This window comes from Catenulispora acidiphila DSM 44928, from assembly GCF_000024025.1.
GTDB lineage: Bacteria > Actinomycetota > Actinomycetes > Streptomycetales > Catenulisporaceae > Catenulispora > Catenulispora acidiphila.
This window is the reverse complement of sequence record NC_013131.1, coordinates 6,377,415-6,399,446: the sequence shown is the minus strand read 5'-3', so window position 1 is coordinate 6,399,446 and position 22,032 is coordinate 6,377,415. Positions and strand designations below refer to the sequence as shown.

At 70.2% G+C, this 22,032-nt stretch carries 26 protein-coding genes and 1 pseudogene; 14 read left to right on the top strand and 13 right to left on the bottom strand.

Annotated features, from left to right (window positions below; all coding sequences use genetic code 11):
• Position 1: 1 nt before the first annotated feature.
• Positions 2 to 1,096, top strand: coding sequence for an EstA family serine hydrolase (locus CACI_RS27480; RefSeq protein ID WP_015794138.1), 1,095 nt, complete (start codon positions 2 to 4; stop codon positions 1,094 to 1,096).
• A gap of 34 nt (positions 1,097 to 1,130) precedes the next feature.
• On the opposite strand, the gene CACI_RS27475 is transcribed toward CACI_RS27480, so the two are convergent.
• Complete coding sequence (locus tag CACI_RS27475) at positions 1,131 to 1,610, bottom strand: YbaK/EbsC family protein (protein ID WP_015794137.1); 480 nt, start codon at positions 1,608 to 1,610, stop codon at positions 1,131 to 1,133.
• Between the two features lie 50 nt (positions 1,611 to 1,660).
• Here CACI_RS27475 and CACI_RS27470 point away from each other — a divergent pair, with 50 nt between their 5' ends.
• Positions 1,661 to 2,230, top strand: coding sequence for a GNAT family N-acetyltransferase (locus CACI_RS27470; RefSeq protein WP_015794136.1), 570 nt, complete (start codon positions 1,661 to 1,663; stop codon positions 2,228 to 2,230).
• 10 nt (positions 2,231 to 2,240) lie between these two features.
• Here CACI_RS27470 and CACI_RS27465 read toward each other — a convergent pair whose 3' ends face one another.
• Positions 2,241 to 2,759, bottom strand: a complete 519-nt coding sequence (locus CACI_RS27465; protein ID WP_015794135.1) for a methylated-DNA--[protein]-cysteine S-methyltransferase — start codon at positions 2,757 to 2,759, stop codon at positions 2,241 to 2,243.
• A gap of 100 nt (positions 2,760 to 2,859) precedes the next feature.
• Between CACI_RS27465 and CACI_RS27460 the strand changes: the two genes are divergently transcribed.
• Complete coding sequence (locus CACI_RS27460; protein WP_015794134.1) at positions 2,860 to 3,726, top strand: alpha/beta fold hydrolase; 867 nt, start codon at positions 2,860 to 2,862, stop codon at positions 3,724 to 3,726.
• Positions 3,727 to 3,812: 86 nt separating this feature from the next.
• Positions 3,813 to 4,241: a pyridoxamine 5'-phosphate oxidase family protein gene (locus CACI_RS46125; RefSeq protein ID WP_015794133.1), complete on the top strand. Its 429-nt coding sequence runs from the start codon at positions 3,813 to 3,815 to the stop codon at positions 4,239 to 4,241.
• Here CACI_RS46125 and CACI_RS27450 read toward each other — a convergent pair.
• Both CACI_RS27450 and CACI_RS27445 read right to left on the bottom strand, forming a co-directional pair.
• Complete coding sequence (locus CACI_RS27450; protein WP_015794132.1) at positions 4,238 to 4,435, bottom strand: hypothetical protein; 198 nt, start codon at positions 4,433 to 4,435, stop codon at positions 4,238 to 4,240. The genes CACI_RS46125 and CACI_RS27450 overlap by 4 nt on opposite strands.
• Positions 4,432 to 5,433 (bottom strand): ADP-ribosylglycohydrolase family protein, encoded by a 1,002-nt coding sequence (locus CACI_RS27445; protein ID WP_015794131.1) that lies wholly within the window; start codon positions 5,431 to 5,433, stop codon positions 4,432 to 4,434. The genes CACI_RS27450 and CACI_RS27445 overlap by 4 nt, the downstream gene beginning before the upstream one ends.
• A gap of 54 nt (positions 5,434 to 5,487) precedes the next feature.
• Between CACI_RS27445 and CACI_RS27440 the strand changes: the two genes are divergently transcribed.
• Positions 5,488 to 5,946, top strand: coding sequence for a GNAT family N-acetyltransferase (locus tag CACI_RS27440; RefSeq protein WP_015794130.1), 459 nt, complete (start codon positions 5,488 to 5,490; stop codon positions 5,944 to 5,946).
• Between the two features lie 59 nt (positions 5,947 to 6,005).
• Here the strand turns inward: CACI_RS27440 and CACI_RS27435 are convergent, their stop codons facing one another.
• Entirely contained in the window at positions 6,006 to 8,039 is a 2,034-nt protein-coding gene (locus tag CACI_RS27435; RefSeq protein ID WP_015794129.1) for a M3 family metallopeptidase, read from the bottom strand.
• Between the two features lie 10 nt (positions 8,040 to 8,049).
• Positions 8,050 to 8,580: an Lrp/AsnC family transcriptional regulator gene (locus CACI_RS27430; RefSeq protein ID WP_049871724.1), complete on the bottom strand. Its 531-nt coding sequence runs from the start codon at positions 8,578 to 8,580 to the stop codon at positions 8,050 to 8,052.
• Positions 8,581 to 8,690: 110 nt separating this feature from the next.
• On the opposite strand from CACI_RS27430, the gene CACI_RS27425 reads away from it, so the two are divergent.
• Both CACI_RS27425 and CACI_RS27420 read left to right on the top strand, forming a co-directional pair.
• A complete protein-coding gene (locus CACI_RS27425) occupies positions 8,691 to 9,863 on the top strand; it encodes a trans-sulfuration enzyme family protein (RefSeq protein WP_015794127.1) in 1,173 nt (390 codons plus the stop codon).
• 10 nt (positions 9,864 to 9,873) lie between these two features.
• Positions 9,874 to 10,398: a putative immunity protein gene (locus CACI_RS27420; protein ID WP_015794126.1), complete on the top strand. Its 525-nt coding sequence runs from the start codon at positions 9,874 to 9,876 to the stop codon at positions 10,396 to 10,398.
• Between the two features lie 35 nt (positions 10,399 to 10,433).
• Here the strand turns inward: CACI_RS27420 and CACI_RS27415 are convergent, their stop codons facing one another.
• On the bottom strand, positions 10,434 to 11,240 hold the full coding sequence (locus CACI_RS27415; RefSeq protein WP_015794125.1) for a phosphotransferase enzyme family protein: 807 nt from the start codon (positions 11,238 to 11,240) through the stop codon (positions 10,434 to 10,436).
• On the bottom strand, positions 11,237 to 11,803 hold the full coding sequence (locus tag CACI_RS27410) for a 3'-5' exonuclease (protein WP_015794124.1): 567 nt from the start codon (positions 11,801 to 11,803) through the stop codon (positions 11,237 to 11,239). Before CACI_RS27410 ends, CACI_RS27415 begins: the two co-directional genes overlap by 4 nt.
• Before the next feature lie 89 nt (positions 11,804 to 11,892).
• On the opposite strand from CACI_RS27410, the gene CACI_RS27405 reads away from it, so the two are divergent.
• The 3 genes from CACI_RS27405 to CACI_RS27395 all read left to right on the top strand — a co-directional run bounded on the left by CACI_RS27405 (position 11,893) and on the right by CACI_RS27395 (position 14,652).
• Positions 11,893 to 12,399, top strand: coding sequence for a GNAT family N-acetyltransferase (locus CACI_RS27405; RefSeq protein WP_015794123.1), 507 nt, complete (start codon positions 11,893 to 11,895; stop codon positions 12,397 to 12,399).
• Between the two features lie 106 nt (positions 12,400 to 12,505).
• Complete coding sequence (locus tag CACI_RS27400) at positions 12,506 to 13,678, top strand: alpha/beta hydrolase (RefSeq protein ID WP_015794122.1); 1,173 nt, start codon at positions 12,506 to 12,508, stop codon at positions 13,676 to 13,678.
• Positions 13,679 to 13,833: 155 nt separating this feature from the next.
• On the top strand, positions 13,834 to 14,652 hold the full coding sequence (locus CACI_RS27395) for a mechanosensitive ion channel family protein (protein WP_015794121.1): 819 nt from the start codon (positions 13,834 to 13,836) through the stop codon (positions 14,650 to 14,652).
• A gap of 184 nt (positions 14,653 to 14,836) precedes the next feature.
• Here CACI_RS27395 and CACI_RS27390 read toward each other — a convergent pair whose 3' ends face one another.
• From CACI_RS27390 to CACI_RS27380, 3 genes and pseudogenes are all read right to left on the bottom strand, one after another.
• Complete coding sequence (locus CACI_RS27390; RefSeq protein WP_015794120.1) at positions 14,837 to 15,229, bottom strand: VOC family protein; 393 nt, start codon at positions 15,227 to 15,229, stop codon at positions 14,837 to 14,839.
• A 70-nt stretch (positions 15,230 to 15,299) separates the two neighbouring features.
• Positions 15,300 to 15,662 (bottom strand): DUF6401 family natural product biosynthesis protein, encoded by a 363-nt coding sequence (locus CACI_RS27385; RefSeq protein WP_015794119.1) that lies wholly within the window; start codon positions 15,660 to 15,662, stop codon positions 15,300 to 15,302.
• A gap of 335 nt (positions 15,663 to 15,997) precedes the next feature.
• Positions 15,998 to 16,687: pseudogene (locus tag CACI_RS27380) on the bottom strand (lysophospholipid acyltransferase family protein); the annotation flags it as partial.
• A gap of 130 nt (positions 16,688 to 16,817) precedes the next feature.
• Here CACI_RS27380 and CACI_RS27375 point away from each other — a divergent pair.
• The gene (locus CACI_RS27375) at positions 16,818 to 17,393 is read left to right on the top strand and encodes a DUF402 domain-containing protein (RefSeq protein WP_143765415.1); all 576 of its coding nucleotides are present in this window, start codon (positions 16,818 to 16,820) and stop codon (positions 17,391 to 17,393) included.
• Here the strand turns inward: CACI_RS27375 and CACI_RS27370 are convergent.
• Positions 17,350 to 17,640, bottom strand: a complete 291-nt coding sequence (locus CACI_RS27370) for a DUF6191 domain-containing protein (protein WP_015794116.1) — start codon at positions 17,638 to 17,640, stop codon at positions 17,350 to 17,352. The two genes, CACI_RS27375 and CACI_RS27370, sit on opposite strands and share 44 nt — an antisense overlap.
• Positions 17,641 to 17,804: 164 nt before the next feature.
• On the opposite strand from CACI_RS27370, the gene CACI_RS27365 reads away from it, so the two are divergent.
• Complete coding sequence (locus tag CACI_RS27365; protein ID WP_015794115.1) at positions 17,805 to 18,398, top strand: hypothetical protein; 594 nt, start codon at positions 17,805 to 17,807, stop codon at positions 18,396 to 18,398.
• A 29-nt stretch (positions 18,399 to 18,427) separates the two neighbouring features.
• A complete protein-coding gene (locus CACI_RS27360; protein WP_015794114.1) occupies positions 18,428 to 19,033 on the top strand; it encodes a GNAT family N-acetyltransferase in 606 nt (201 codons plus the stop codon).
• On the opposite strand, the gene CACI_RS27355 is transcribed toward CACI_RS27360, so the two are convergent.
• Positions 19,005 to 20,198, bottom strand: coding sequence for an acyl-CoA dehydrogenase family protein (locus CACI_RS27355; RefSeq protein ID WP_015794113.1), 1,194 nt, complete (start codon positions 20,196 to 20,198; stop codon positions 19,005 to 19,007). The genes CACI_RS27360 and CACI_RS27355 overlap by 29 nt on opposite strands.
• A 153-nt stretch (positions 20,199 to 20,351) precedes the next feature.
• Here CACI_RS27355 and CACI_RS27350 point away from each other — a divergent pair, with 153 nt between their 5' ends.
• Positions 20,352 to 22,025 carry an AMP-binding protein gene (locus tag CACI_RS27350; protein ID WP_015794112.1) on the top strand — a complete coding sequence of 558 codons (1,674 nt, stop codon included), beginning with the start codon at positions 20,352 to 20,354 and terminating at the stop codon, positions 22,023 to 22,025.
• The last annotated feature ends 7 nt before the right edge of the window (positions 22,026 to 22,032 follow it).

Sequence of the window (22,032 nt, the reverse complement as noted above, 5' to 3'; positions counted from 1 at the left end):
TATGGCCGAAGTACAGGGCACGTACACGAAAGAGTTCTCCGCAGTCGCCGACGCGCTGTCCGAGCTGCTCGACACGCAGGACATCGGCGCTTCGGCGGCGGTGTTCGTCGACGGCGAACCGGTCGCCGACGTCTGGGGCGGCTACGTCGACGCCGAGCGCACGGTCGCCTGGGAGCGCGACACGATCGTCAACGTCATGTCGACGACGAAGCCGATGACGGCGCTGTGTGCGCTGATCCTCGCAGATCGGGGCGAGCTAGACCTTTCCGCGCCTGTGTCTACCTACTGGCCCGAGTTCGCAGCGGCCGGCAAGGACGGCGTGTTGGTCCGACACCTGCTCTCGCACACCGCCGGGCTTCCGGACTGGCCGGGACGGCTGGTCGCCGAGGATCTCTACGACTGGAGCGCCGTTACCGACCGGCTGGCGGCGATGCCGACGCAGTGGGAGCCGGGGACGGCGGCCGGCTACCACTCGGTCACCTTCGGGTTTCTCGTCGGCGAGGTCGTCCGGCGGGTCAGCGGTCGCAGCATCGGCCGCTTCCTGGCCGAAGAGGTCGCCGGACCGCTCGGCGCGGACTTCCACATCGGGCTCGGTGCGCAGGACGACGCCCGGATCGCGCGGCTGTACGCGCCGCCGTCGCAGAGCGACGAGTTCGCCTCCAGCGGTCCGGAGTACGAATCGGTCGGCGGCATCCGGGTCAAGGACGCCAACACCGAGGCGTGGCGGCGTGCCGAGGTCCCGGCGGCGAACGGTTTCGGCAACGCGCGCGGGATCGCCCGTGCCCAGTCCGCCTTGAGCAACCGCGGTGTGGCCGGGGGAGTGCGGCTGTTGTCGGAGAAAGGGTGCGAGCCGGCGTGGCATGCCGAGTACTCCGGCGAGGACCGCGTCCTGGGGCAGCCGACGACCTATGGGGTCGGGTTCGGGGTCTTCGGCGGGACGTTCGGGTGGGGCGGCTGGGGCGGGTCGCTGGTGATGAACGACCACGCCTCGCGGATGACCGTCGCCTATGCCATGAACCAGATGCTCGATCCGCGCGAGCAGGACGACAGCCGTGGCTTGAGGATCGTCTCGGCTGCCTACGAAGGGCTGAGCTGACTGGCCTCAGTTCCGGCCTCAATCCATCCCGACCTCAGTTCACCTCGACGACGTCGCCGCCGGTCACCCGCACCAGGTCCGCGAACGTGATCGCGAACACCGTGTGCGCGTGGCCCGCGGCGGCCCAGACCTCCGGATAGGCCTCCAACGCCCGGTCGATCAGCGTCCGGACCGGCGCGGGGTGCCCGAGCGGGGCGACACCGCCGATGCGCTGGCCGGTGTGTTCGTACACGAACTCCTTCGAGGCCCGGCCGACCTTCGCCACTCCGAGTTCCGCCGCCACCTTCGCCGTGTCCACCCGGTGCGCCCCGCTGGTCAGCACCAGCAGCGGCGCGCCGTCCGCCTCGAACAGCAGGCTGTTGGCGATCGCGCCTACTTCGCAGCCGACCTGGTCCGCCGCGGCCTGCGCGTTCGGCGCCGACTCCGGCAGGACGACGACCTTCGGCTCGAAGCCCTTCGCGCGGAGTTCCTTCTCGACGGCCTGCACGGCCGGATGGTCAGCGATCCGTTCCATGCCCGGATATTAGTCCGGCACGCCGTGAAAAGTCCGGCACAATACGCGGCATGGAAACGCTTGATCGTGTCGTGGAGCCCACCGAGATCGTCGCGGGGCGCTACCAGCTGCGGCCGCCGTCGCTGCGGGATGTCCCCGACATGATGGAGATGTCGCGGGACGCCGACATCGCGTTGTGGAACCCGCTGGCCTCCGGCGTCGACGAGGAGGCGGCGCGCGCCTGGGCCGAGCGGTTCGCGGACTGGGACGGCGGGCGCAGCGCGCTGTTCGGGGTCTACGAGGCGGTCGAGGGACGGCTGCTGGGGTTGGTGTCGCTGCACCGGATCGACCTGCACCTGTCGTTCGGCGAGCTCGGCTACCGCGTCGCGCCGTGGGCTCGGGGGCGGGGCGTGGCGACTATGGCGGTCGGGACCGTCGCGGAGTGGGCGTTCGGGTACCTGGAGCTGACGCGGCTGCAGCTGCTGCACGGCGTGGAGAACGTCGCGTCGTGCCGCGTCGCGGAGAAGTGCGGCTTCCTGCACGAGGGGACGACGCGGAGCTCCTACCGGTACGGCGACGGCGAGCTGCACGACGAGCACATCCACGGCCGGCTCATCGGGGATCCGGCGCCGGCGCGCTGAGCCGGAACCCTCAAACACCCCAGTCCAAAGCCGGCGGCATCACGCCCTCCCACGCCAGCAGCCACTCCTTGGTGCGCAGCCCGCCGCCGAAGCCGCCGAGGCCGTCGGCGGCGAGCACGCGGTGGCAGGGCACGACGATCGGCAGCGGGTTGCTGCCCATGATCCCGCCGACCGCCTGCGAGGCGGTCACGCCGGCGCCGGAGCCCTTCGCCAGGTCGCCGTAGGTCACCGTCTCGCCGAAGGGGACCTCGGCCAGGAGCTTCAGGACGGTCAGGCGCAGGCCGTTCACGCCGTACCAGTCCAGGGCGATGTCGAACTGCGTGCGGCCGCCGTCGAAGTACTCCGTCAGCTGCAGGACGGCCTCGTCGAGCTGGGCCTGGGCGATGTGGTCGGGCTTGGCGGCCGGGTCGGCGGCGGCGAGGGGCTGGTCGGGTTCGCGGTCGTGCGGGAACTGCACCAGGCGCAGGCCGCGGGCGGTCGCCCCGACGGTGAGGGTGCCGATCGGGGTGTCCAGCAAAGCGGTCTGCATGAAACCATTGTGCCGACCGGGACCGACAACCTGGACCGACAACCCGACCGACAGCCCGACAGCCCGACAGACAACCGGGTGCGACTTCGAGGAGGACGGCATGCCCCAGGCCGCCGCGAACGGCATCAAGCTCGAGTACGACACGTTCGGTGACCCGGGCGCGCCGCCGTTGGTGCTGATCATGGGGCTGGGCACCCAGATGACCGCCTGGCCGGCGCCGTTCTGCCAGGCGATCGCCGACGAGGGGTTCCGCGTCATCCGGTTCGACAACCGCGACTGCGGGCTGTCCACCATCTTGGAGGTCCCCGCGCCGAGTTTCGGGGACCTGCTCGCCGGCGACACCTCCGGCGTCCCGTACCTGATGTCCGACCTCGCCGACGACGTCGCCGGGCTGCTCGACGCGCTCGGGCTGGACAGCGCGCACATCGTCGGGCTGTCGATGGGCGGCATGATCGCCCAGCAGTTCGCGATCGACCACCCGCAGCGGGTGCGCACGCTGTGTTCGATCATGTCCACCACCGGCGCCGCCGACGTCGGGCAGCCCTCCGGCGAGGTTCTCACGCTGCTGCTGAGCCCGGCGGCCACCAACCGCGACGAGGCGGTCGACAACGGGCAGCGGATGTACGCCACGATCGGCTCCCCGGCGTATCCGATGCCGCCGGCCGAGCTGCGGGCCCTCATCGGCCAGGCGTACGACCGCTCCTTCACCCCCGCGGGCACCGCGCGCCAGATCGCCTGCATCGTCGCCTCGCCCGACCGGACCGCCGCGCTGGCCGCCGTCAGCGTGCCCAGCGCGGTCATCCACGGCGACTCCGACAAGCTCGTGGACGTCAGCGGCGGCCGCGCCACCGCCGCCGCGCTCGGCGTCGAGCCGCTGATCCTGCCCGGCGCGGGCCACGATCTGCCCGAGCAGCTGTGGCCGACCTACGTCGAGGCGATCGTGGCGAACGCCCGCAAGGGCGCCTGAGCGAGCAGGACCCGCACGCACGCCGCTTGGATTCGGACGACCCCGAATCCGAGGCGGGCGGCGGATCTTGTGTGTAGAACTGACCCATGGAACTTCTGGATCACCTCTCCGACGCCGACCGGCAGCGCGTCCTGGGCCGTCTGAACAGCAACCTCATGGTCTGGCTGACCACCGTGCGCCCGGACGGCCAGCCGGTCAGCGTCCCGGTCTGGTTCCTGGCGCGCGAGGACGGGACCCTGCTCATCTACAGCCGCGCGAACAAGGCGAAGCTGGCCAACATCGCGGCGAACCCGAAGGTGAGCCTCGGCCTGGACGTCACCGACATCGGGCGCAACATCGTGCGGCTGGAGGGCGTGGCGCACCACGACCCCAGCCTGCCGCGCGCCCACGAGCACCCGGCGTTCCTCGCCAAGTACATCGAGCGCATGGGCGCCATGTTCGACACGCCCGAGAACTTCGGCGACCAGTTCACCGCCGGTCTGGTGATCCAGCTGACGAAGGTCTACGTCGGCTAGCGGGCCCGCTCCACTAGGAAGTACAACTGCTTGTGCTGGACCCCGGCCTCCATCGCGGCCACGGCGGCTTCCGCTGTGGCGCGATCGGGGTGACCGGACATCAGGAACCGGTTGCCGTTGTCGTCCTGCCGCCAGAGCTCGAACACGGTCCGCGAGGCGTCCTGCGTTACGTCCGGCGCCTCGTCTCGCGTCACGTCCGGTCCCACGCGGCGCCGGCGCGCGCCAGCCGCTCGCGGTACTCGATGTGCTCCGGCCAGTGCGCCGGGAACGCATCCAGCCCGTGCCTCGCCCCCAAGAACGCCCCTGCCAGCGCGGCGATCGAGTCCGAGTCGCCGCCGGTCGCCGCGGCTCGACCGAGGGCGCGGACCGGCTCGTCCGGGTACATCAGGAAGCACAGCAGCGCGGTCGCCAGCGCCTCCTCGGCGATCCATCCCTCGCCGGTGTAGTCACAGGGATCGATGGTCGGATCCGGATTCTCAGCGGCTTTGGCCAAGACGCCGAGGACCATCCCGCACTCGACCCAGCCGTTCTCGATGAACTCCTCCGGGGAGTTCCGCATCGGGACCCGCCACAGATCGTCGCCGAGCCAGTCGCCGTGGTAGACGCGGCGCTGCTCCTGGCAGCGTTCCCGCAGCGCCGGAACCAGGTCCGACGGCGCCATGCCTGCCAGCAGCCAGCGCGTCGCGAAGGCGGTCAGGTCCGAGGCGGCCAGGGCGGTCGCGTGGCCGTGGGTCAGCGCCGATTGCAATTGGGCGGCGCCGGCGACGGTCGCCTCCGGCAGGTCCGGGACCAAGCCGATCGGCGTCACGCGCATGTTGGCGCCGCAGCCTTTCGAGCCGCGCTGGGTCGCCTGCGGCCAGGGCTGTCCCGAGGAGAGATTGCCGCAGGCGCGCAGGCAGGTCATGCCCGGCGCGCGGTTGTTGTCCGGCGACTTCGCCCACGCCAGGAAGTGCTCGATCAAGGAGGCGGTGAACGGCTCCACCGCCAGATCCGCGCCGGCGGGCTGCTCCAGGAGGGCTTCGGCGACGGCCAGCGCCATCTGCGTGTCGTCGGTGACCAGGCCGCCCGGCGGCAGGAGCGTCGGCCCTTGCGGACCGTAGAGCTGCACGATCTCCTCGAAGCGCTGGAACTCCGTGGGCTTGCCCATGCAGTCCCCGAAGGCGAGCCCGAACATCGAGCCGGTCGCCGTCATGTGATCCCCTCCCGCTGGCCGACCGTGCCAGTGTGCCAGCTACAGTGCCGATCTATGAGCGAGTCCTTGATCCTTCGCGACGCCACCGCCGCCGACCTGCCCGCGATCGTCGCCATGCTCGCCGACGACAAGCTCGGCTCCACACGCGAGGACCCCGAGGACCTGACGCCCTATCTCGCGGCCTTCGCAGAGCTCGAAGCCGACCCGAACCAGCGCCTGATCGTCGCCGAGCGCGCCGGCGCCGCTGTCGGGACGTTCCAGCTCACCTTCATCCCCGGCGTGGCGCAGCGCGGTCTGAAGCGCGCCATGATCGAGAGCGTGCGCGTCGTCACCAGCGAGCGCGGCAGCGGGCTCGGCACGCAGATGATGCGCTGGGCGATCGATGAGGCGCGGCAAGCCGGCTGCGGACAGGTGCAGCTGACGTCGAACGCGGCGCGTGCCGATGCGCACCGGTTCTACGAGCGGCTGGGATTCGTGCCCTCACATGTGGGGTTCAAGCTGAAGTTGGCGTAATGCGCGGACCGCGCCAGGCAAAGGGTGCCCGGCGCGGTCCACGAATGTCTGGGGGAACCTCAGCCCTCGAGCCCTCGGGCCCGCAGCATCGGACCGACCTCCGGCGCGCGCCCCCGGAACTGCGCGAACGCCGCCATCAGATCCACGCTCCCGCCGCGCGAGAGCACCGCACGCCGGAACGCCTCGCCGCTCTCGCGGATCGTCCGGCCCTGCGCCGCGCCGTCCTTGAACCAGTCGACCGTGTCCTTGTCCAGGACCTCGCTCCACAGGTACGAGTAGTACCCGGCGCTGTAGTCGTTGCCCCAGATGTGCGCGAAGTAGCTGGTGCGGTACCGCGACGGGATCTCGGGAACCAGCAGTCCGTAGTGCGTCAGCGCGGCGGCCTCGAACTCCTTGGCGTCGCCCGGGTCCTCGCCGGCTGCCAGCTTGTGCCAAGCCCAGTCCAGCATCACCGCGCCGAGGATCTCCACGGTGGCGAAGCCCTGCCCGAACTTCTCCGCCTCGGCCATGCGCTCCAGCAGTTCCGCCGGGACCGGCTCGCCAGTGCGGTAATGCTTAGCGTAGTTCGCCAGTACTTCCGGCCATTCCGCCCACATCTCGTTCACCTGGGACGGGTACTCAACGAAGTCGCGCGGCGTGTTCGTGCCGGAGAAGGTCGGGTGCTCCACGTCGGAGAACAGGCCGTGCAGGGCGTGTCCGAACTCGTGGAACAGTGTGCGGACCTCGTCCCACGTCAACAGCGTGGGCTCGCCGGCCGGCGGCTTGGCGAGGTTCAGGTTGTTCACCACGACCGGCGCCTGGCCGAGCAGACCGGACTGGTCCACGTAGTTCGTCATCCACGCGCCGCCGCGCTTGGAGCCGCGCGCGTAGAAGTCGCCGAGGAACAGTCCGATGCCGGAGCCGTCGGTGTTGAACACTTCCCAGATGCGCACGTCCGGGTGGTAGGCGACCAGGTCCGGACGAGCCTTGAAGGTGATCCCGTACACCAGCTCCGCGGCGTGGAACACGCCGTTGATCAGCACGCGGTCCAGCTCCAGATACGGCCGCAGCGCCTCGGAGTCGACGTCGTACTCGGCCAGGCGCACCTTTTCCGAGTAGTACGTCCAGTCCCACGCCTCCAGGCTCTGCCCGGCCGGCAGATGCGCGCGCAACGCCTTGGCCTCCTTGGCGGCGTTCGCCACCGCAGCCGGGATCAGCCGCGACATCAGGTCCTCGACCGCCTCGGTGCTCTGGGCCGTCCGGTCCTGCACCGCGTACTCGGCGTAGGAGCTGTAGCCCAGCAGCGCCGCGCGCTCGGCCCGCAGCTTCGCGATCTGCACGGCGATCGGGCCGTTGGTGTCCCAAGCGCGCTCCAGCGACGCGGTCAGCAGTGCGTGCCGCGCCTCGCGGTCGTCCAGGAAGGCCAGCTGCGTCTGGTTCGAGAAGTTCTTCAGGGAGATGACGTACTTGCCGGGCAGCCCGACCGCCTCGCCGTTCTCCTTCGCCGCCGCGACCGCGTCCGCCGACAGCCCGGCCAGCTGCTCGGCGGAGTCGAAGACCTGCTGTCCGGCCTTGTTCGCGGCCAGCAGGTTCCGGTCGAAGTCCGTGGACAGCGCGGCGAGCTGCTCGTTGAGCTCCTTGAGGCGGTCCTTGTCGGCGGCGGAGAGCTTCGCGCCGCCGAGCACGAAGTTCAGGTGGTGCTTCTCCAACAGGCGTACCTCGACCTCGCTCAGCCCGAGATCCGCGCGGCGCTCGTAGAGGTCGTCGATGCGCGCGAACAGCGCCGCGTCCAGGGTGATCGCGTCCGAGTGGGCGGCCAGGCGCGGGATGACGTCCTGCTCGATGTCCTGGATGCCGTCGGTGGTGTCGGAGGAGGTCTGCGCGAAGAAGACCGCGGCGACCCGGCGCAGGAGCGCGCCGGCGCGCTCCATGGCGACGATCGTGTTCTCGAACGTCGCCGGCTCCGGGTTCTCGGCGATCGCCTTGATCTCGGCCAGGTGCTCGGCGAACCCGGCGTCGAACGCCGGGGTGTAGTGCTCCTCCCGGATGGCGGCGAACGGCGGCAGCTCGTAGGGCAGGGTGCTGGCCGGGAAAAAGGGATTCTCGATGGTCACACCCTCGACTCTAACGCTCGGACGGTAGTGGGCCGATAGGGGTTTGATCGGTTACCGGCGCCGTGGCGCCGACCGCGCCGCGCAGGTGGCCGAAGATCAGACTGGTCTCGGTGTGCCCGACCGCCGGGTGCGTGGTCAGGTGCTCCAGGACGAAGTCGCGCAGCGCGTCGGAGTCGGCGACCGCGATGTGCAGCAGGTAGTCGTCGGCGCCGGCGACGTGCCAGACCCCGACGACGTCCGGCAGCCCGGGCACGTCCCGCATGAACTCCTGCACTCGCTCCCGCGTGTGGGCCCGCAGCCGCACCGCGATCATCGCCTGGAGTCCGCGCCCCAGCGCCGTCGGATCGATGTCGGCGTGGAACCCGCGGATCACGCCGCGCTCGCGCAGCGTCCGGATCCGGGCCAGACACGTGGACGGCGCGATCCCCACCGCTTCGGCGATCGCGTTGTTCGGGGTGCGCGCGTCGGCGGACAGCACGGCCAGGATCGCCCGGTCGGTGTCGTCCAGGACCGGTCGAGCGGCTCGCACATCATTCGGCATGGCGCTCAGTATCACCGGTAACACTGAATCTCTCAACAATCGGGCCGCACCATACAGAATCTTGTTCGCGATACTTTCCATCCCACCGCTGTATCTTCAACAATGACCGCATGCTGCCCGCCTCCGCACTGCCCGACACCATCGCCGTCCACGCCGGACGGGACGACCTGGCCGCCCTCGGCGTCCACGTCCCGCCGATCGATCTGTCGACGACCAACCCGCTGCCGAACGTCGGCCTCGGCGGCGACAGCTACGAGACGCTCGCCACCGGCGGCACCCCGATCAGCGGCGGCAGCCACGTCTATCAGCGGCTGTGGAACCCGACGACCGCGCGCTTCGAGGAGGCGCTGGCGCGGATGGAGAACACGCAGGCCGCCGTCGCGTTCGCCTCCGGCATGGCCGCGATCACCGCCTGCCTGCTGGCCGCGGCCGCCGAGGGCAAGCGGCACGTGGTCGCGGTGCGTCCGCTGTACGGCGGCAGCGACCACCTGCTGGCCAGCGGCCTGCTCGGCACCGAGGTCACCTGGGCCGCCGCCGACGGCATCGCCGCCGCGCGCCGCCCGGACACCGGCCTGGTGATCCTGGAGACGCCGGCCAACCCGACGCTGGAGCTGCTGGACCTGGCGCGCGTCGCCGAGCAGTGCGGCGGCGTCCCGCTGCTGGTGGACAACACCTTCGCGACGCCGATCCTGCAGAAGCCCGCGGACTTCGGCGCGACCCTGGTCGTCCACAGCGCCACCAAGTACCTCGGCGGCCACGGCGACGTGCTGGCCGGCGTGGTCGCCACCACCGACGCCTGGGCCGAGCGCCTGCGCCCGATCCGCGCCATCACCGGATCGGTCCTGCACCCGCTCTCGTCCTACCTGCTGCACCGCGGTCTGCAGACGCTGCCGCTGCGCGTCCGCCACCAGTCGCAGAACGCTGAGAAGCTGGTCGACCGCCTCCTGGCGAACCCGGCGGTGGAGCGCGTCCACTACCCCGGGCTGCCCGAGTGCGACCCGCAGCACCTCATCGGCCGCCAGATGTCCGGGCCCGGTGCGGTGTTCGCCATGGCGGTCCGTGGCGGCTATGAGGCGGCCGCGCGCGTGGCGGACTCGGTTCGCCTGATCACACACGCCGTCTCCCTCGGCGGCGTCGACACGCTGATCCAGCACCCGGCCTCCCTCACCCACCGCCCGGTCGCCGCCGACGCCAAGCCACACGCCGCGGTCCTGCGCGTATCGGTCGGACTGGAGGACCCGGAGGACCTGTACGCGGACCTGGAGCGCGCACTGCGGTCCTAGAACGGCCAAGATGAAGCGCATGATCCTGCCTTCCGAACGCGACCCCCGACTGATCACCGTCCGGCGCGGCGGAACGCTGACCGACGAGCACCACCAGCAGCTCGCCGAGTGGGCCGCCCAATGCGCCGAACACGTCCTGCCCCTGTTCGAACAAGACCAGCCGCACGACCCCCGCCCCCGCGAAGCCATCGCCGTCGGCCGAGCCTGGATCCGCGGCGAAGCCCGCATGACCGACGCCCATAACACAGCCTTCACAGCCAACGCCGCCGCCAAGGGCCGCCCCGCCCCGGCAAAGTTCGCCGCCCTCGCCGCCGGCCAAGCCGTAGCCGTCGCACACGTCGCAGCCCACGACCTCGGCGCGGCGGCGTACGCGATCCGCGCGGCGGTCGCAGCGGCACCCGCCGACGAGGCGGAGGCAGCGCGGCTGAAGGAGCGGGACTGGCAGCGGGAGCGGATTCCGGCGGAGCTGCGCGAGCTGGTGCTTGATGACCAGCGGGCTCGGAGTGCGATCTGCTGGAATGTGTTCGATGACTGATGTCCTGATGTAGCGGGCTGGTCTGGTCGCGGGACCTACCCCTGCACGCCTAGCGCTGTGAGGAAGTGTGCGTCCTGGTCCTCAAGCCAGGCCAGGATCTTGGTGTAGCGCAACGGATCGCGCTGTGCGTCGACCTCGGTGAAGACCGGATCGCCGGCGGCGACGCGTCCCCTCATGAACTGCTGCATCACGGCGACGATCACGGGGAACTGCTTCAGCAACGCTCGGCGCTCGGCATCGTCGAGCCCGTATGCATCGGCCAGAATCCGCAGCCGAGCCGCGCTGTCCATCCCGTCGAAGTCTTCGACGGCGGCGATCGCCTCCGGAAGCATCGGTACCCAGTAGAACGCGCACATCGCTAGATCCCACAACGGCCGCCCAGGCGCTGCGAAGTCGAAGTCGATCAGCGCCACCGCCTCGCCGTCGCGGAAGACGATGTTCTCCAGGCAGGCGTCGTTGTGGCAGAGCACGAGGTTCTGTCCGCTCCCGGCTTCAGGATCGGTGAACTCGGTGGGCCACTTGGCGTCGGGGATCGGCACGGTCGCGGCCACGTCATGCATCCGCCGCAGCATCCGCCCCACCGACGCCAGCTCGGCCTCGCCCCGCGACCATTGCGGATACGGCGGAACCGCCACGTCCCCCGGCACGAAGCTCAGCACTTCGCGCTCCCCGCGCAGATCCCTCGGCTCCGGCACACCGGTGAACCCGGCGTCATGCAGCGCGCGCAGGTAGGCATGGAGAGCGGCGGCGTGCGGGGGAGCGGGGCGCTCGACGGAGTCGCCGCGTCGGACGACCTGTCCCTGGTTCGCGAGTCCGCCGTTGAGGATCTGCTCGTCGGTCATGGTGCCTCCGGCCAGGTGTGGCTTGTCATCAACTGGAGTATCAGGGCTGCGATGTTCCATGCGTCGTCGGCGCCGCAGTGGTGGCGGCCCTCCAGGGGTAGCTGGGCGATCTCCAGTGCGTGGTGCATGCCGACTCCCTTCGTCCAGCCGTTGGCTTGGGCGAACTGCTGCTTGGCGTTGGTGTGTAGTGAGGAGAAGGGGTAGCGCACGGTGGTGGCGTCGCATTGACGGAGGAACTGCTTGCGGTCGTAGTCGCCCCAGCTTGCCCATGGTCGGGAGTCTGCGTAGTGCTGGCGGCGGAGCTGGTCGCAGGCTTCTGCGAAGGTCACTCCGGTGTCGACCTGTGCCTGCGTCAGTCCGGTGAGCCCGGTGCAGAACTCGCTCACTGTCGAGCGCTCCGGACGCACCATGATCTGGTGCTTTGCGAGGCGGACGCGCTTGTGGACGTCTACGATGGTCAAGCCGATCTCGATGATCTCGGAGACCTGGTCCGCCGGTTGTTTGCCGGACCAGCAGGTGGCCTCCACGTCGACTACGTTCAGAAAGCGTCCGTGCGTTTCCATGGTCGGCAGGGTAGATGTGGACGGGCTTGGTGCGCCGCTCGATTTTCCGCCGAAACATTGGGGAAACCGTGCGCCTCTAGCCTACGATCATGACTCCGTCCATCGTGATCGCCCCGATGACGGCCGCACACGCGGACGACGTCCTGCGCATCTACCAACACGGGATCGACGAGGGCAACGCCACCTTCGAGACCGCTGCGCCGAGCTGGGACGTCTTCGATGCCGGGAAGCTGCCCGAGCATCGCTTCGTCGCGCTGGACCCCGCGAAGCCAGCGGTTCTGGGGTACGTCGTCGTGTCGGCCAATTCGAAACGCGCGTGCTACGCAGGCGTCGTCGAGATCTCCGTCTACGTCGATCCCGCAGCTCGGGGTCGCGGGGTCGGCAACCGCCTGCTCAGCGCCCTCATCGCCTCGACCGAGGCGGCGGGTGTCTGGACGATCAACGCCGGGATCTTCCCGGAGAACACCGCGAGCCTCGCCCTGCACGAGCGCCACGGCTTCCGCGTCCTCGGACGCCAGGAACGGATCGGCAAGACGGCCGCCGGAGTGTGGCGCGACGTGGTGCTCCTCGAGCGGCGGAGCCCGATCGTCGAGTAGCTCCATGATTCCTGCGCCGGAACTGACCGCCTTCCTCCCTTCCGGGGGCATGCTGGTGTCACGCATCTGACGCCGAACACGCAGGGATCAGGGATCAGGGGGCACCATGCGTACCCACCGCACGTACCGTGCCGTCCACGCGGTCCACGCCGTCCAAGCCGCCGCGGCCATCGGAGCCGCCGCGTTGCTCCTCGCCGCGTGCAGCTCCGCGGGGTCGGTGAAGCAGGCAGGCGCCGCGCCCGCGCCCGCGCCCCACAACCTCACCTTCACCAGCGGTGCGGACAAGATCTCCGCGACCTTCCAGCCGGCCGAAGGCACGCAGAACCCCGGCGCAGCCGTCCTCATCATCGCCGGCAGCGGCGCCACCGACCGCAACGGCGACGACGCGCAGCTCGTCAAAGGCAACACCTACCAGCACTTCGCGCAGGAACTGGCCGCCGACGGCGTGAGCTCCCTGCGCTACGACAAGCTCGGCAGCGGCCAGACCGGACTGGCCACCCACACCACCGGCCAAGGCATCACCTTCGACCTCTATGGCAATGAAGCGCTCGACGCCTACCGCACCCTCGCCGCGCAGCCCGGCGTGGACCCGCACAAGCTGATCATCCTCGGCCACAGCGAAGGCGGCTTGTACGCACTCTGGCTCACGAACAAGCTGAAGGCGACTGGCAGCGGCAGCGGCAGCGGCAGCGGTGCCGGCACCCAGCCCGCTCCGCCCGCCCTGCACGCTCCCCCCGCCCCGCACGCGCTGATCCTCGCCTCCACGGTCGGTCTCCGCTTCATCGACCTGCTGGACCAGCAGTACACCGCCGGCTACCAGGCTCAAGCCGCAGCCGGAACGATCACCCACGACGAGGCGAACGTCCTCACCCAGCAGCTGAACACCGCCTTCGCGAGCATCCGCGCCGGCAACCCGGTGACCACCCAGCTGGACGACAAGAGCGTCGCCGCGCTCCTGTCGCGGACCAACGTCCCGATCCTGCACGACGAAGACCAGCAGGATCCGGCGGCGCTCGCCAAGAGCCTCGGACCGTCGATGCCCGTCCTCGTCCTGCACGGAACCAAGGACACGCAGGTGACCGACGCCGACACCGCTCCACTGCTCGCCGCGCTCCAAGGCGACAGCGCGGTCGTTCACGACGAGGTCGCGAACGCCAACCATCTCTACCAGCTGATCAGCGGCACGCCGAACCCCGCGTCCGACTACGCCGACGCCTCGCTGCCGTTCGCGGCTCAGGTCGGACCGGACTTGAAGCAGTTCCTGCAGCACGCCTTCTGAGGCGATCGGAGGCCTCGAACATACGCGCGGGCCGTCAACGCTCCAGCCACCTGACCGGAGTACCACGAACGCACAGCTGACGTGCGGCGTCAAAATACGGGTGTTACCAACGATGTGGGGATGCGCCCCGTCACCACCAAGTTGGAGGAACCCACATGGGACCGAGACTGGCTGTATCGGTTAACTGGGGCCAGGGCATTTCGAACGCCTGGTCCTCAGTGGCGAACATCATTCCGAAGCTGCTGGCGTTCGCCGTCATCATGGTGATCGGCTGGCTGATCTGCAAGGCCGTCGCCAAGGCGCTGGACGCGGTACTGCGCCGCGCTGGTGTGGAGCGGATGGCCGAGCGGGCCGGCGCCGGCCGGGTCCTGGCGAACTCCAAGTGGGACACCACCGCGATCCTGGTGAAGGTCGTCTACTACGGGCTGCTGCTGGTCGTCCTGCAGCTGGCGTTGGGCGTCTTCGGGCCGAACCCGATCAGCGACATGATCCACAGCGTGGTGGCCTGGATCCCCAAGGCGATCGTCGCGCTGATCATCGTCGTGGTGGCGATGTGGCTGGCGAACGTCGCGCGCGAGTTCGTGACCAACATCCTGTCCGCCGCCTCCTACGGCAAGGTGCTGGGCTGGATGGCGTGGGGCTTCATCGCGTTCTTCGGCGCCATCGCGGCGCTGGCCCAGATCGGGGTCGCGACCTTCGTCCTGGGACCGATCATGAACGCGGTCCTGCTCACCATGGCCGGCATCGCCATCGTCGGCGTCGGCGGCGGCCTGATCCAGCCGATGCGGTCCCGCTGGGAGCGCATGCTGACCAAGGCCGAGTCGGAGACCACGCGGGTGCAGGCCTCGGTGCAGCAGAACGCGCTGGCCTACCAGAAGGGCCGTACCGACGCCCGCACCGGGCAGCCCACCGACGTGCAGCGCACCACCCAGACGAACACGCCGTACGGCCGGGAGCCCGGCACGACAGCGTGACCTCTTCACCCCGTCAGGAACGGGCTGACGCGGTGAGGCCGGGGTGCGGGTCCGACGGGATCGGATCCGCGCCCTGGCGTTTTCCGCTGCGCAGCGGGATCGCCGAGGCCGCGCCGGAGGATGCCGCGTGCGCGGTCCTCCGGGGTGGGGCTGGAAGGCTGGAAGGCTCTAGGGCTGATCAGCTCTAGGGCAGGTCGTCGCCGTCGTAGCACAGGCAGAACGGATGCCCGGCCGGGTCCAGGAGCACCCGCACGTTGTCCTGCGGCTGGTGGGAGGCGAGGGTGGCGCCCAGCGCGAGGGCTTCGGCGACCGCCTCGTCCAGGTCGCCGACCTGGAAGTCGAAGTGGACCATCGGCCGCTGCTCGCCCTCGACCGGCGGCCAGACCGGCGGGCGGAAGCCGTCGGCTTGCTGGAAGACGAAGTACGGGCCCTCGGGTGCCGGGGCGAGGATGGCGGTGCCGGGCTCCTCGTGGCCGATCGGCCAGTCCAGCAGCTCGGAGTAGAAGCGTGCGAGGGCGGAGGGGTCGGGTGCTTCGATCGCGGTGCCCCACCACATGCCTGAACGACGAGATCGCATGCTTGATCCTCCCCGACGCGGCACGGTTCGGCTAGGGGAGCGGTCGTGCGCAGGGGTGTCGTGCCCGGCGTCAGAACGCGAGCAGGTCCTGTTCCCGCACCAGCCAGCAGATGGCGGTCAGGCGCAGGGTGGCGAAGTCGTAGCCGACCGGCTCCTCCCAGCCCTTCTCGGCCAGCACGTCGCTGAAGCCGAGCACGTAGTCGGTCAGCTCCTCGCGGCCGACCGTGCGCTGCGCGGGGATGAGCACTTCGGGCAGGTCGGCGCCGAGGGTGTCGCTGTTGAGCGTGTCGCAGACCGCCGCCGCGTGCTGGTCGATCGCCGCGAGCAGGCCGGGGTCGAAGGCGAACTCGGCGAGGCGCGGCATGAACGCGGCCACGACGCCGGCCAGGGGGGAGGCCAGCGGCGGCGCGTCGTCGTGCGGCGGGAAGTCCATGCGTTGACGGTAAAGTGCCAGGTCACGGCACGTCAAAGGAAACTTTACTGGGTGACGGGACGGGTGCCGACGGTAGCTGGATTCAGCGGTTCCGCCGGCTCGCGCGGTCGTCGAGGGGGCGGGGCTCAGGCGTCGTCGGCGGTGTCCTCGGCAGGGGTGGTCTCCGCGGCGACGACTGCTTCCTCGGGAGCGTCGGCGTTGGCGTCAGCGCCAGCGTCCTTGGCAGCGACGGTCTCCGTGGCGGGCGCCGGCGCGGCAGCCTGCTCCGGCTTGGCGTCGCCGTCCTTCGCGCCGTCCTTCGCGCTGTCCTTCGCGCCGTCCTTCTCCTCGCGGTCGCGCGCGTCCATCTCCGCCGCCTCTTCCAGCGTCGGCGCGGTGCCGCCGAGGTGTGCCGGCAGCCACCAGGAGTCCGCCGGGCCCGAGGGCTTGTCCGGGTAGGTCGACTGCGCCTCGTCGAGCAGGGCGCTCAGGCGCGCGTGCAGCTCGGCGGTCAGGTCGTTCGAGTTCTGACCCTTCTTGGGGTACATCGGCTCGCCGACGAGCACGGTGATCGGCACGTGCCGCTGGAGCAGGTTCTTCGGGCGGCCCTTGGTCCACATGCGCTGCGTGCCCCACAGCACCACCGGGATCAGCGGGACGTCGGCGGCCTGTGCCATGCGCACCGCGCCGTTCTTCAGATCCTTGATCATGAAGGACCGGCTGATCGTCGCCTCGCCGAAGACGCCGACGACTTCGCCGGACTTCAGGTTGGCCAGCGCTTGGCGGTAAGACGACAAACCGGCTTCCCGGTCCACCGGGATGTGCCGCATACCGCGCATCAACGGTCCGGAGATCCGGTTGTCGAAGACTTCTTTCTTGGCCATGAACCGCACGCGGCGGCGCGAGGGCAGTGCGGCCGCCCCGGCGAAGATGAAGTCCAGGTAGCTGATGTGGTTGCTGGCCAGCACCGCCCCGCCGCTGCGCGGGATCCGGTCGGCTCCGCGCACGTCGACCTTCAGGTCGAGCGCTCGGAAAGCACCCATCATCGCCCGGATAACCGGGGGGTATACGTATTCGCGTTCGGCCACAGGAGGACCCTAACCTACCGTGGCGTAAGTTACCGACCCTCGCTGAGGACCGGTACTTACATTGACCTCGTTGGAACCGGTTTGGGATATGAGGAATGACGTGAGCAACGAAAACTCCTTACTGAAGCTAAACACTTCCATCACCGTTCGGCTGGTGAAGACGCCGCGGCCGGATGTCGAGTATCCGGTCGTGGTCCGGCACGACGACGGCGAGCACATCGTGGTCGTCGGGCCCTGGGCTTCGGACACCGGCGCGCGCGATATGGGCTTCACGGTGTTCGAGCCCGGCGACGTCTGGACCGAGCACTACTGGCGCTCGCGGTGGTACTCCATCAAGGAGGTCCGTGACGCCTCCGGCGCGGTCAAGGGCTGGTATTGCGACGTGACCCGGCCGCCGACGGTGCGCGCCGGGGACGGCGGGGGCGGCAGCGACGGCGGGGGCGGCAGCGACGGCGAAGGCCCGAGCCTGGTCATCGGCGACCTGGACCTGGATCTGTGGCTGTCCGGCGACACCACGCAGATCCTGCGCCTGGACGAGGACGAGTTCGCCGAGAGCGGGCTGACCGAGCGGGAGCCGGAGACCGCGGCGCAGGCCGTCGCCTCGCTGGACGAGCTGGAGGCTATGGCTCGCTGCGGGGCGTTCCCGATGCTGCTGGCTTGGTGACCTGCGGTGCTGCGCCGGCCTGCGGCGTCTCGCTGACCTGCGGTGTTTCAGTCGGCTCGGGGTCCGGCTCGAGGTTCGGGTCGGGGTCCGGGCCGGCGGTCTTGATGCTCACCACGCCGCTGTCCAGGTCGATCGGGCCGCGGTGCGGGTCGCCCTCGCCCTCCTCGTCGCGGGTCCACTCGAGCCGGTTCCGCTCCTCCTCGAGGTGGCGCCGGCTCGGGGCGAACATGTCGAAGAAGACGCTCATGATCGGTGAACGCACGGCGGACCCGGGTTGTTCCAGGCCGCGACACGCCGAGCGATGCCGCCGACCGGGTGAATCATCCGCATTCTGACTTGCCCGCACTATTCGCCCCCAATCATCCTGGTGCCTTCACATTCCTGAGGGGACAGGAGAAAGGGGGCGCCACCATGGCTCCGCGCACCACCACCAGCTATCTCAACGCCACGCAGCTCGCCGCCCGCGGCTGGACCCCGGCGATGATCCGCGACTTCCTGGGCCGCCCCGACCGGACCGAGTTCGTCCCGCGCTTCCGCCGCGCCGCCCCGACCCTGCTGTTCGCCCTGGCCCGCGTCCAAGCCGCCGAACGCGCCCCGACCTTCGCCCCCCGCCGCGATCTCGCCGCCCGAAGATCCGCGATCAGCAAGCAGGCCGCGGACCGCCGGCGCGTGGAGGTGCTCCGCCTCATGGCCGCCGACGAGATCCCGATCCCCCGCTTGGCGCCCGACGTCCTGGCCGACCGCGCCGTCCGCCACCGCGAACCCCGCAATTCGATCGACGCCGCCAAAGCCGACAGCAATACTCTGAACCGCTGGAAGGTCAACTACCTCCGCCACCACTTGACGCACTACGACTCGATGCTGGAAGGCCTGTTCGGCCAGATCGGCCGCGCCGCCGCCGAGAAGCTCCTCCGCCGCCGCGCGCTGGAGGCGATCGCGAAGACGTACCCTGACCTGCTCGACGAATGTCAGCGGCAGCTGCGGATCAGCGAGCGGCGGGGGTGAGAAGTGTTGAGAAGCATGGGGGATTCGCTATGTCGAGCTACACCATCCGGGAGTACGCACCCGCCGACGAGACGTCCTGGCTGCGCTGCCGAGTCCTCGCGTTCCTGGACACCGCGTACTTCGACGACGTGTGGCGGGCCAAGCCGCCAGTGGCCGCTCCGGGCTTCGCACTGGTCGCCGCCGACGAGCACGGCGCGATGGCCGCGGTCATGGACGTCGCGGTCGAGGACGGGCTGGCGACCATCGAGACCGTCGCGGTGCATCCCGATCACCGGCGGCGCGGGCTCGGCCGGGCGCTGCTCGCCGCTGCGACCGCGCGGGCCGCCGCCGCGTCGGCGACCACCCTCGACGCCTGGACCCGCGACGATCCGGGAACCTTGGACTGGTATCGCGCCATGGGCTTCGCCGAGAGCGACCACTACTTGCACGTCTACGCCAACCACTACACCGAGCCCGCCGAGCCGAAGCGAGCTGTCGCCACGCCCAGACCCGGCCTGAAACCGATGATCCTCTTCCTGCACGGGAAGCTCGCCGACGAGCAGCGCATGCGAGAAGAGTTCTCGCGGGTCCACGTCTGCCGTCGCTTCGCCATGCAGCTGTCAGCGCCTAGCTCCGATACAGCTCGCGCCCGATGATCGTCCGCTGCACCTCGGAGGCGCCTTCGTAGATCCGCGGCGCGCGTACCTCGCGGTAGAGGTGCTCGAGCAGGTGGCCTTGTTGGAGGGCGAGGGCGCCGTGGATCTGGACGGCGGCGTCGATGACGAACTGCGCGGTCTCGGTGGCGAAGAGCTTGGCCATCGCTGAGCGGCCGGCGATGCGCTTCTCGCCGCTGTCGTAGGCCTCGGCGGCGCTGTAGACGAGGAGGCGGGCGGCTTCGGTGCGGGTGGCCATTTCGGCCAGGTTGTGGGAGACCGCCTGGAGGTCTTTCAGGACGCCGCCGAAGGCTTCGCGCCGGCCGGCGTGGGTGATGGAGGCGTCGAGCGCGGCCTGGGCCATGCCGACGGCGAAGGCGCCGACGCTGGGGCGGAACAGGTCCAGGGTGCGCATGGCGACGCGGAAGCCCTGGTCGACGTCGCCGAGCAGGTCGGCGCGGGTGACCGGGACGTTGTCGAAGGTGACGCGGCCGATGGGGTGCGGGGAGATCATGTCCAGGTGCTCGCCGCCGACGCCGGGGCGGTCGGCCGGGACCAGGAAGGCCGTGACGCCTCGGGCTCCCGCGTCGGGGGTCGTGCGGGCGAAGACGCTGTAGAAGTCGGCTTCGGGGGCGTTGGAGATCCAGATCTTCTCGCCGTTCAGCGTCCAGCCCTCGCTGGATTCGGAGCCGGAGCCGGGAGCGGCGCCAGATCCGGAACCCGAGCCCGCCGGCGTCGCCGCCAGCGACAGCGACGCCGCGTCCGACCCGCTCCCCGGCTCCGACAGCGCGAACGCCGCGACCGCCTCGCCGGCCACCACCTTCGGCAGCCAGTGCGCGATCTGTTCCTGCGTCCCGCTCTGCACCACCGGATATGTGCCGAGTCCCTGCAGAGCCAGGGCGGTCTCGGCTTCGGTCGACACCTGCGCGAGCGACTCCCGCAGCAGGCACAGGTCCAAGGCGGCGGCCTCGGCGCGGCCGTCCGCGCCGCCGGGGAACAGGCGCGCCAGCAGCCCGTGCCGGCCCATGGCGGCCAGCAGGGGGCGGTTGACGTGCCCGGGGGCGCCGGCGGCGGCCAGCGGGGCGAGGTCGGTCTCGGCGAGGGCGCGGACCTGGGCGCAGAAAGCTGACTGGGCCGGGGTCAGGCGGAACTGGGGTCCGGATTCCATAGGAGTCAATGTAACAAAATCTTGACTGCCGTCACAGAAGTCGTACGCTTGAAATCCACCGCCGTGAACAGCGCGCCGAGCTCGGCTGCCTCCTTGCCGCACCCGCTAGAAAACGCCAGATCAAGCCAGCACCACGGAGTCCCGGAGGACCCGATGGACCTGCTCCCGTCAGCGCACGTCGACAGCTTCGCCCGCGACCGCCTGCCCGCCGCGGACCGGTGGCCCGAGCTGCGCTTCGACCTCGACGGACTGCACTATCCCGATCAGCTGAACTGCGCCGGCCACCTGCTCGACACCGCGATCGCCGCCTATGGGCCGGACCGCAAATGCCTGATCTCCAACGCCGAGACCTGGACCTACGGCGACCTGGACCGGCACAGCGACCAGATCGCGCACGTCCTGACCGCCGAGCTCGGCGTCGTGCCCGGCAACCGGGTCCTGATCTGCGGCCCGAACAGTCCCTGGACCGTGGCGTGCTGGTTCGGCGTGCTCAAGGCCGGCGGCGTGGTGGTGACCGTCGTGCCGCTGCTGCGCAGCGAGGAGATCGCGACCGTCGCCGAGATCGCGCAGGTGAGCGTGGCGCTGTGCGCGCCGGGGTGCGACGAGCAGGCGTCGCTGGCCGGCGTGGCGGGCATGCGGGTCCTCACCGTCGGCGGCAAGGGACCCGAGGACCTGGTCGAGCGCTGCTCCCGGGTCGCGGCGGGGGAGTTCGACACGGTGCGGACGTCGCAGGACGACGTCGCGATGATCGCCTTCACCTCCGGGACCACCGGCCGCCCCAAGGGCTGCCTGCACTTCCACCGCGACGTCCTGGCGATCGCCGACACCTTCGCCGAACATGTCCTGCGGGCCCGGCCCGACGACGTCTTCACCGGTAGCCCGCCGCTGGGCTTCACCTTCGGGCTCGGCGGCCTGGTCATCTTCCCGCTGCACGTCGGCGCCTCGACGGTGCTGCTCGAGCGGGGCAGCCCGGAGGCGCTGCTCGGTGCGATCGAGAAGCACGGCGTCAGCGTGCTGTTCACGGCGCCGACCGCCTACCGCGCCATGCTCGCGATGCTGGAGTCGGACTCCCGGAGCGGGGATGGCGACAGCAGCAGCGGCGGCAGCGGCGAGGGAGGCGGCGACACGCGTCTGAGCACGCTGCGACGCTGCGTCTCGGCGGGCGAGGCGCTGCCGGGGGAGACCTGGCGCGCCTGGCACGCCGCGACCGGCGTCAAGATCATCGACGGCATCGGCGCCACGGAGCTGCTGCACATCTTCATCTCGGCTGCCGACGACGACATCCGCCCCGGCTCCACCGGCCGTCCGGTGCCCGGCTGGGAGGCCGTGATCCTGGACGCCGAGGGGAACCCGGTCCCGGACGGCGAACCGGGGCTGCTGGCGGTGCGCGGCCCGGTCGGCTGCCGCTACCTCGCCGACGAGAGGCAGAGCACGTATGTGCGCCACGGCTGGAACTACACCGGCGACACCTACATCCGCGACGCGGACGGCTATTTCTGGTACCAGGCGCGCTCCGATGACATGATCATCTCCTCCGGCTACAACATCGCCGGTCCGGAGGTGGAGAACGCGCTGCTGCGGCATCCCTCGGTGCTGGAAGCTGGCGTCATCGGCATGCCGGACGCGGATCGCGGGCAGCTGGTGACGGCGTTCGTGGTGCTGCGGCCGGAGGCGGCGACCGGGGAGGCGACTGTCAAGGAGCTGCAGGAGTTCGTGAAGGCACGCATCGCGCCGTACAAGTACCCGCGCGCCGTGCACTTCGTCCCCGCGCTGCCGCGCACCAACACCGGCAAGCTCCAGCGGTTCAAGCTCCGAGATCTGCTCTGAGCCGCGC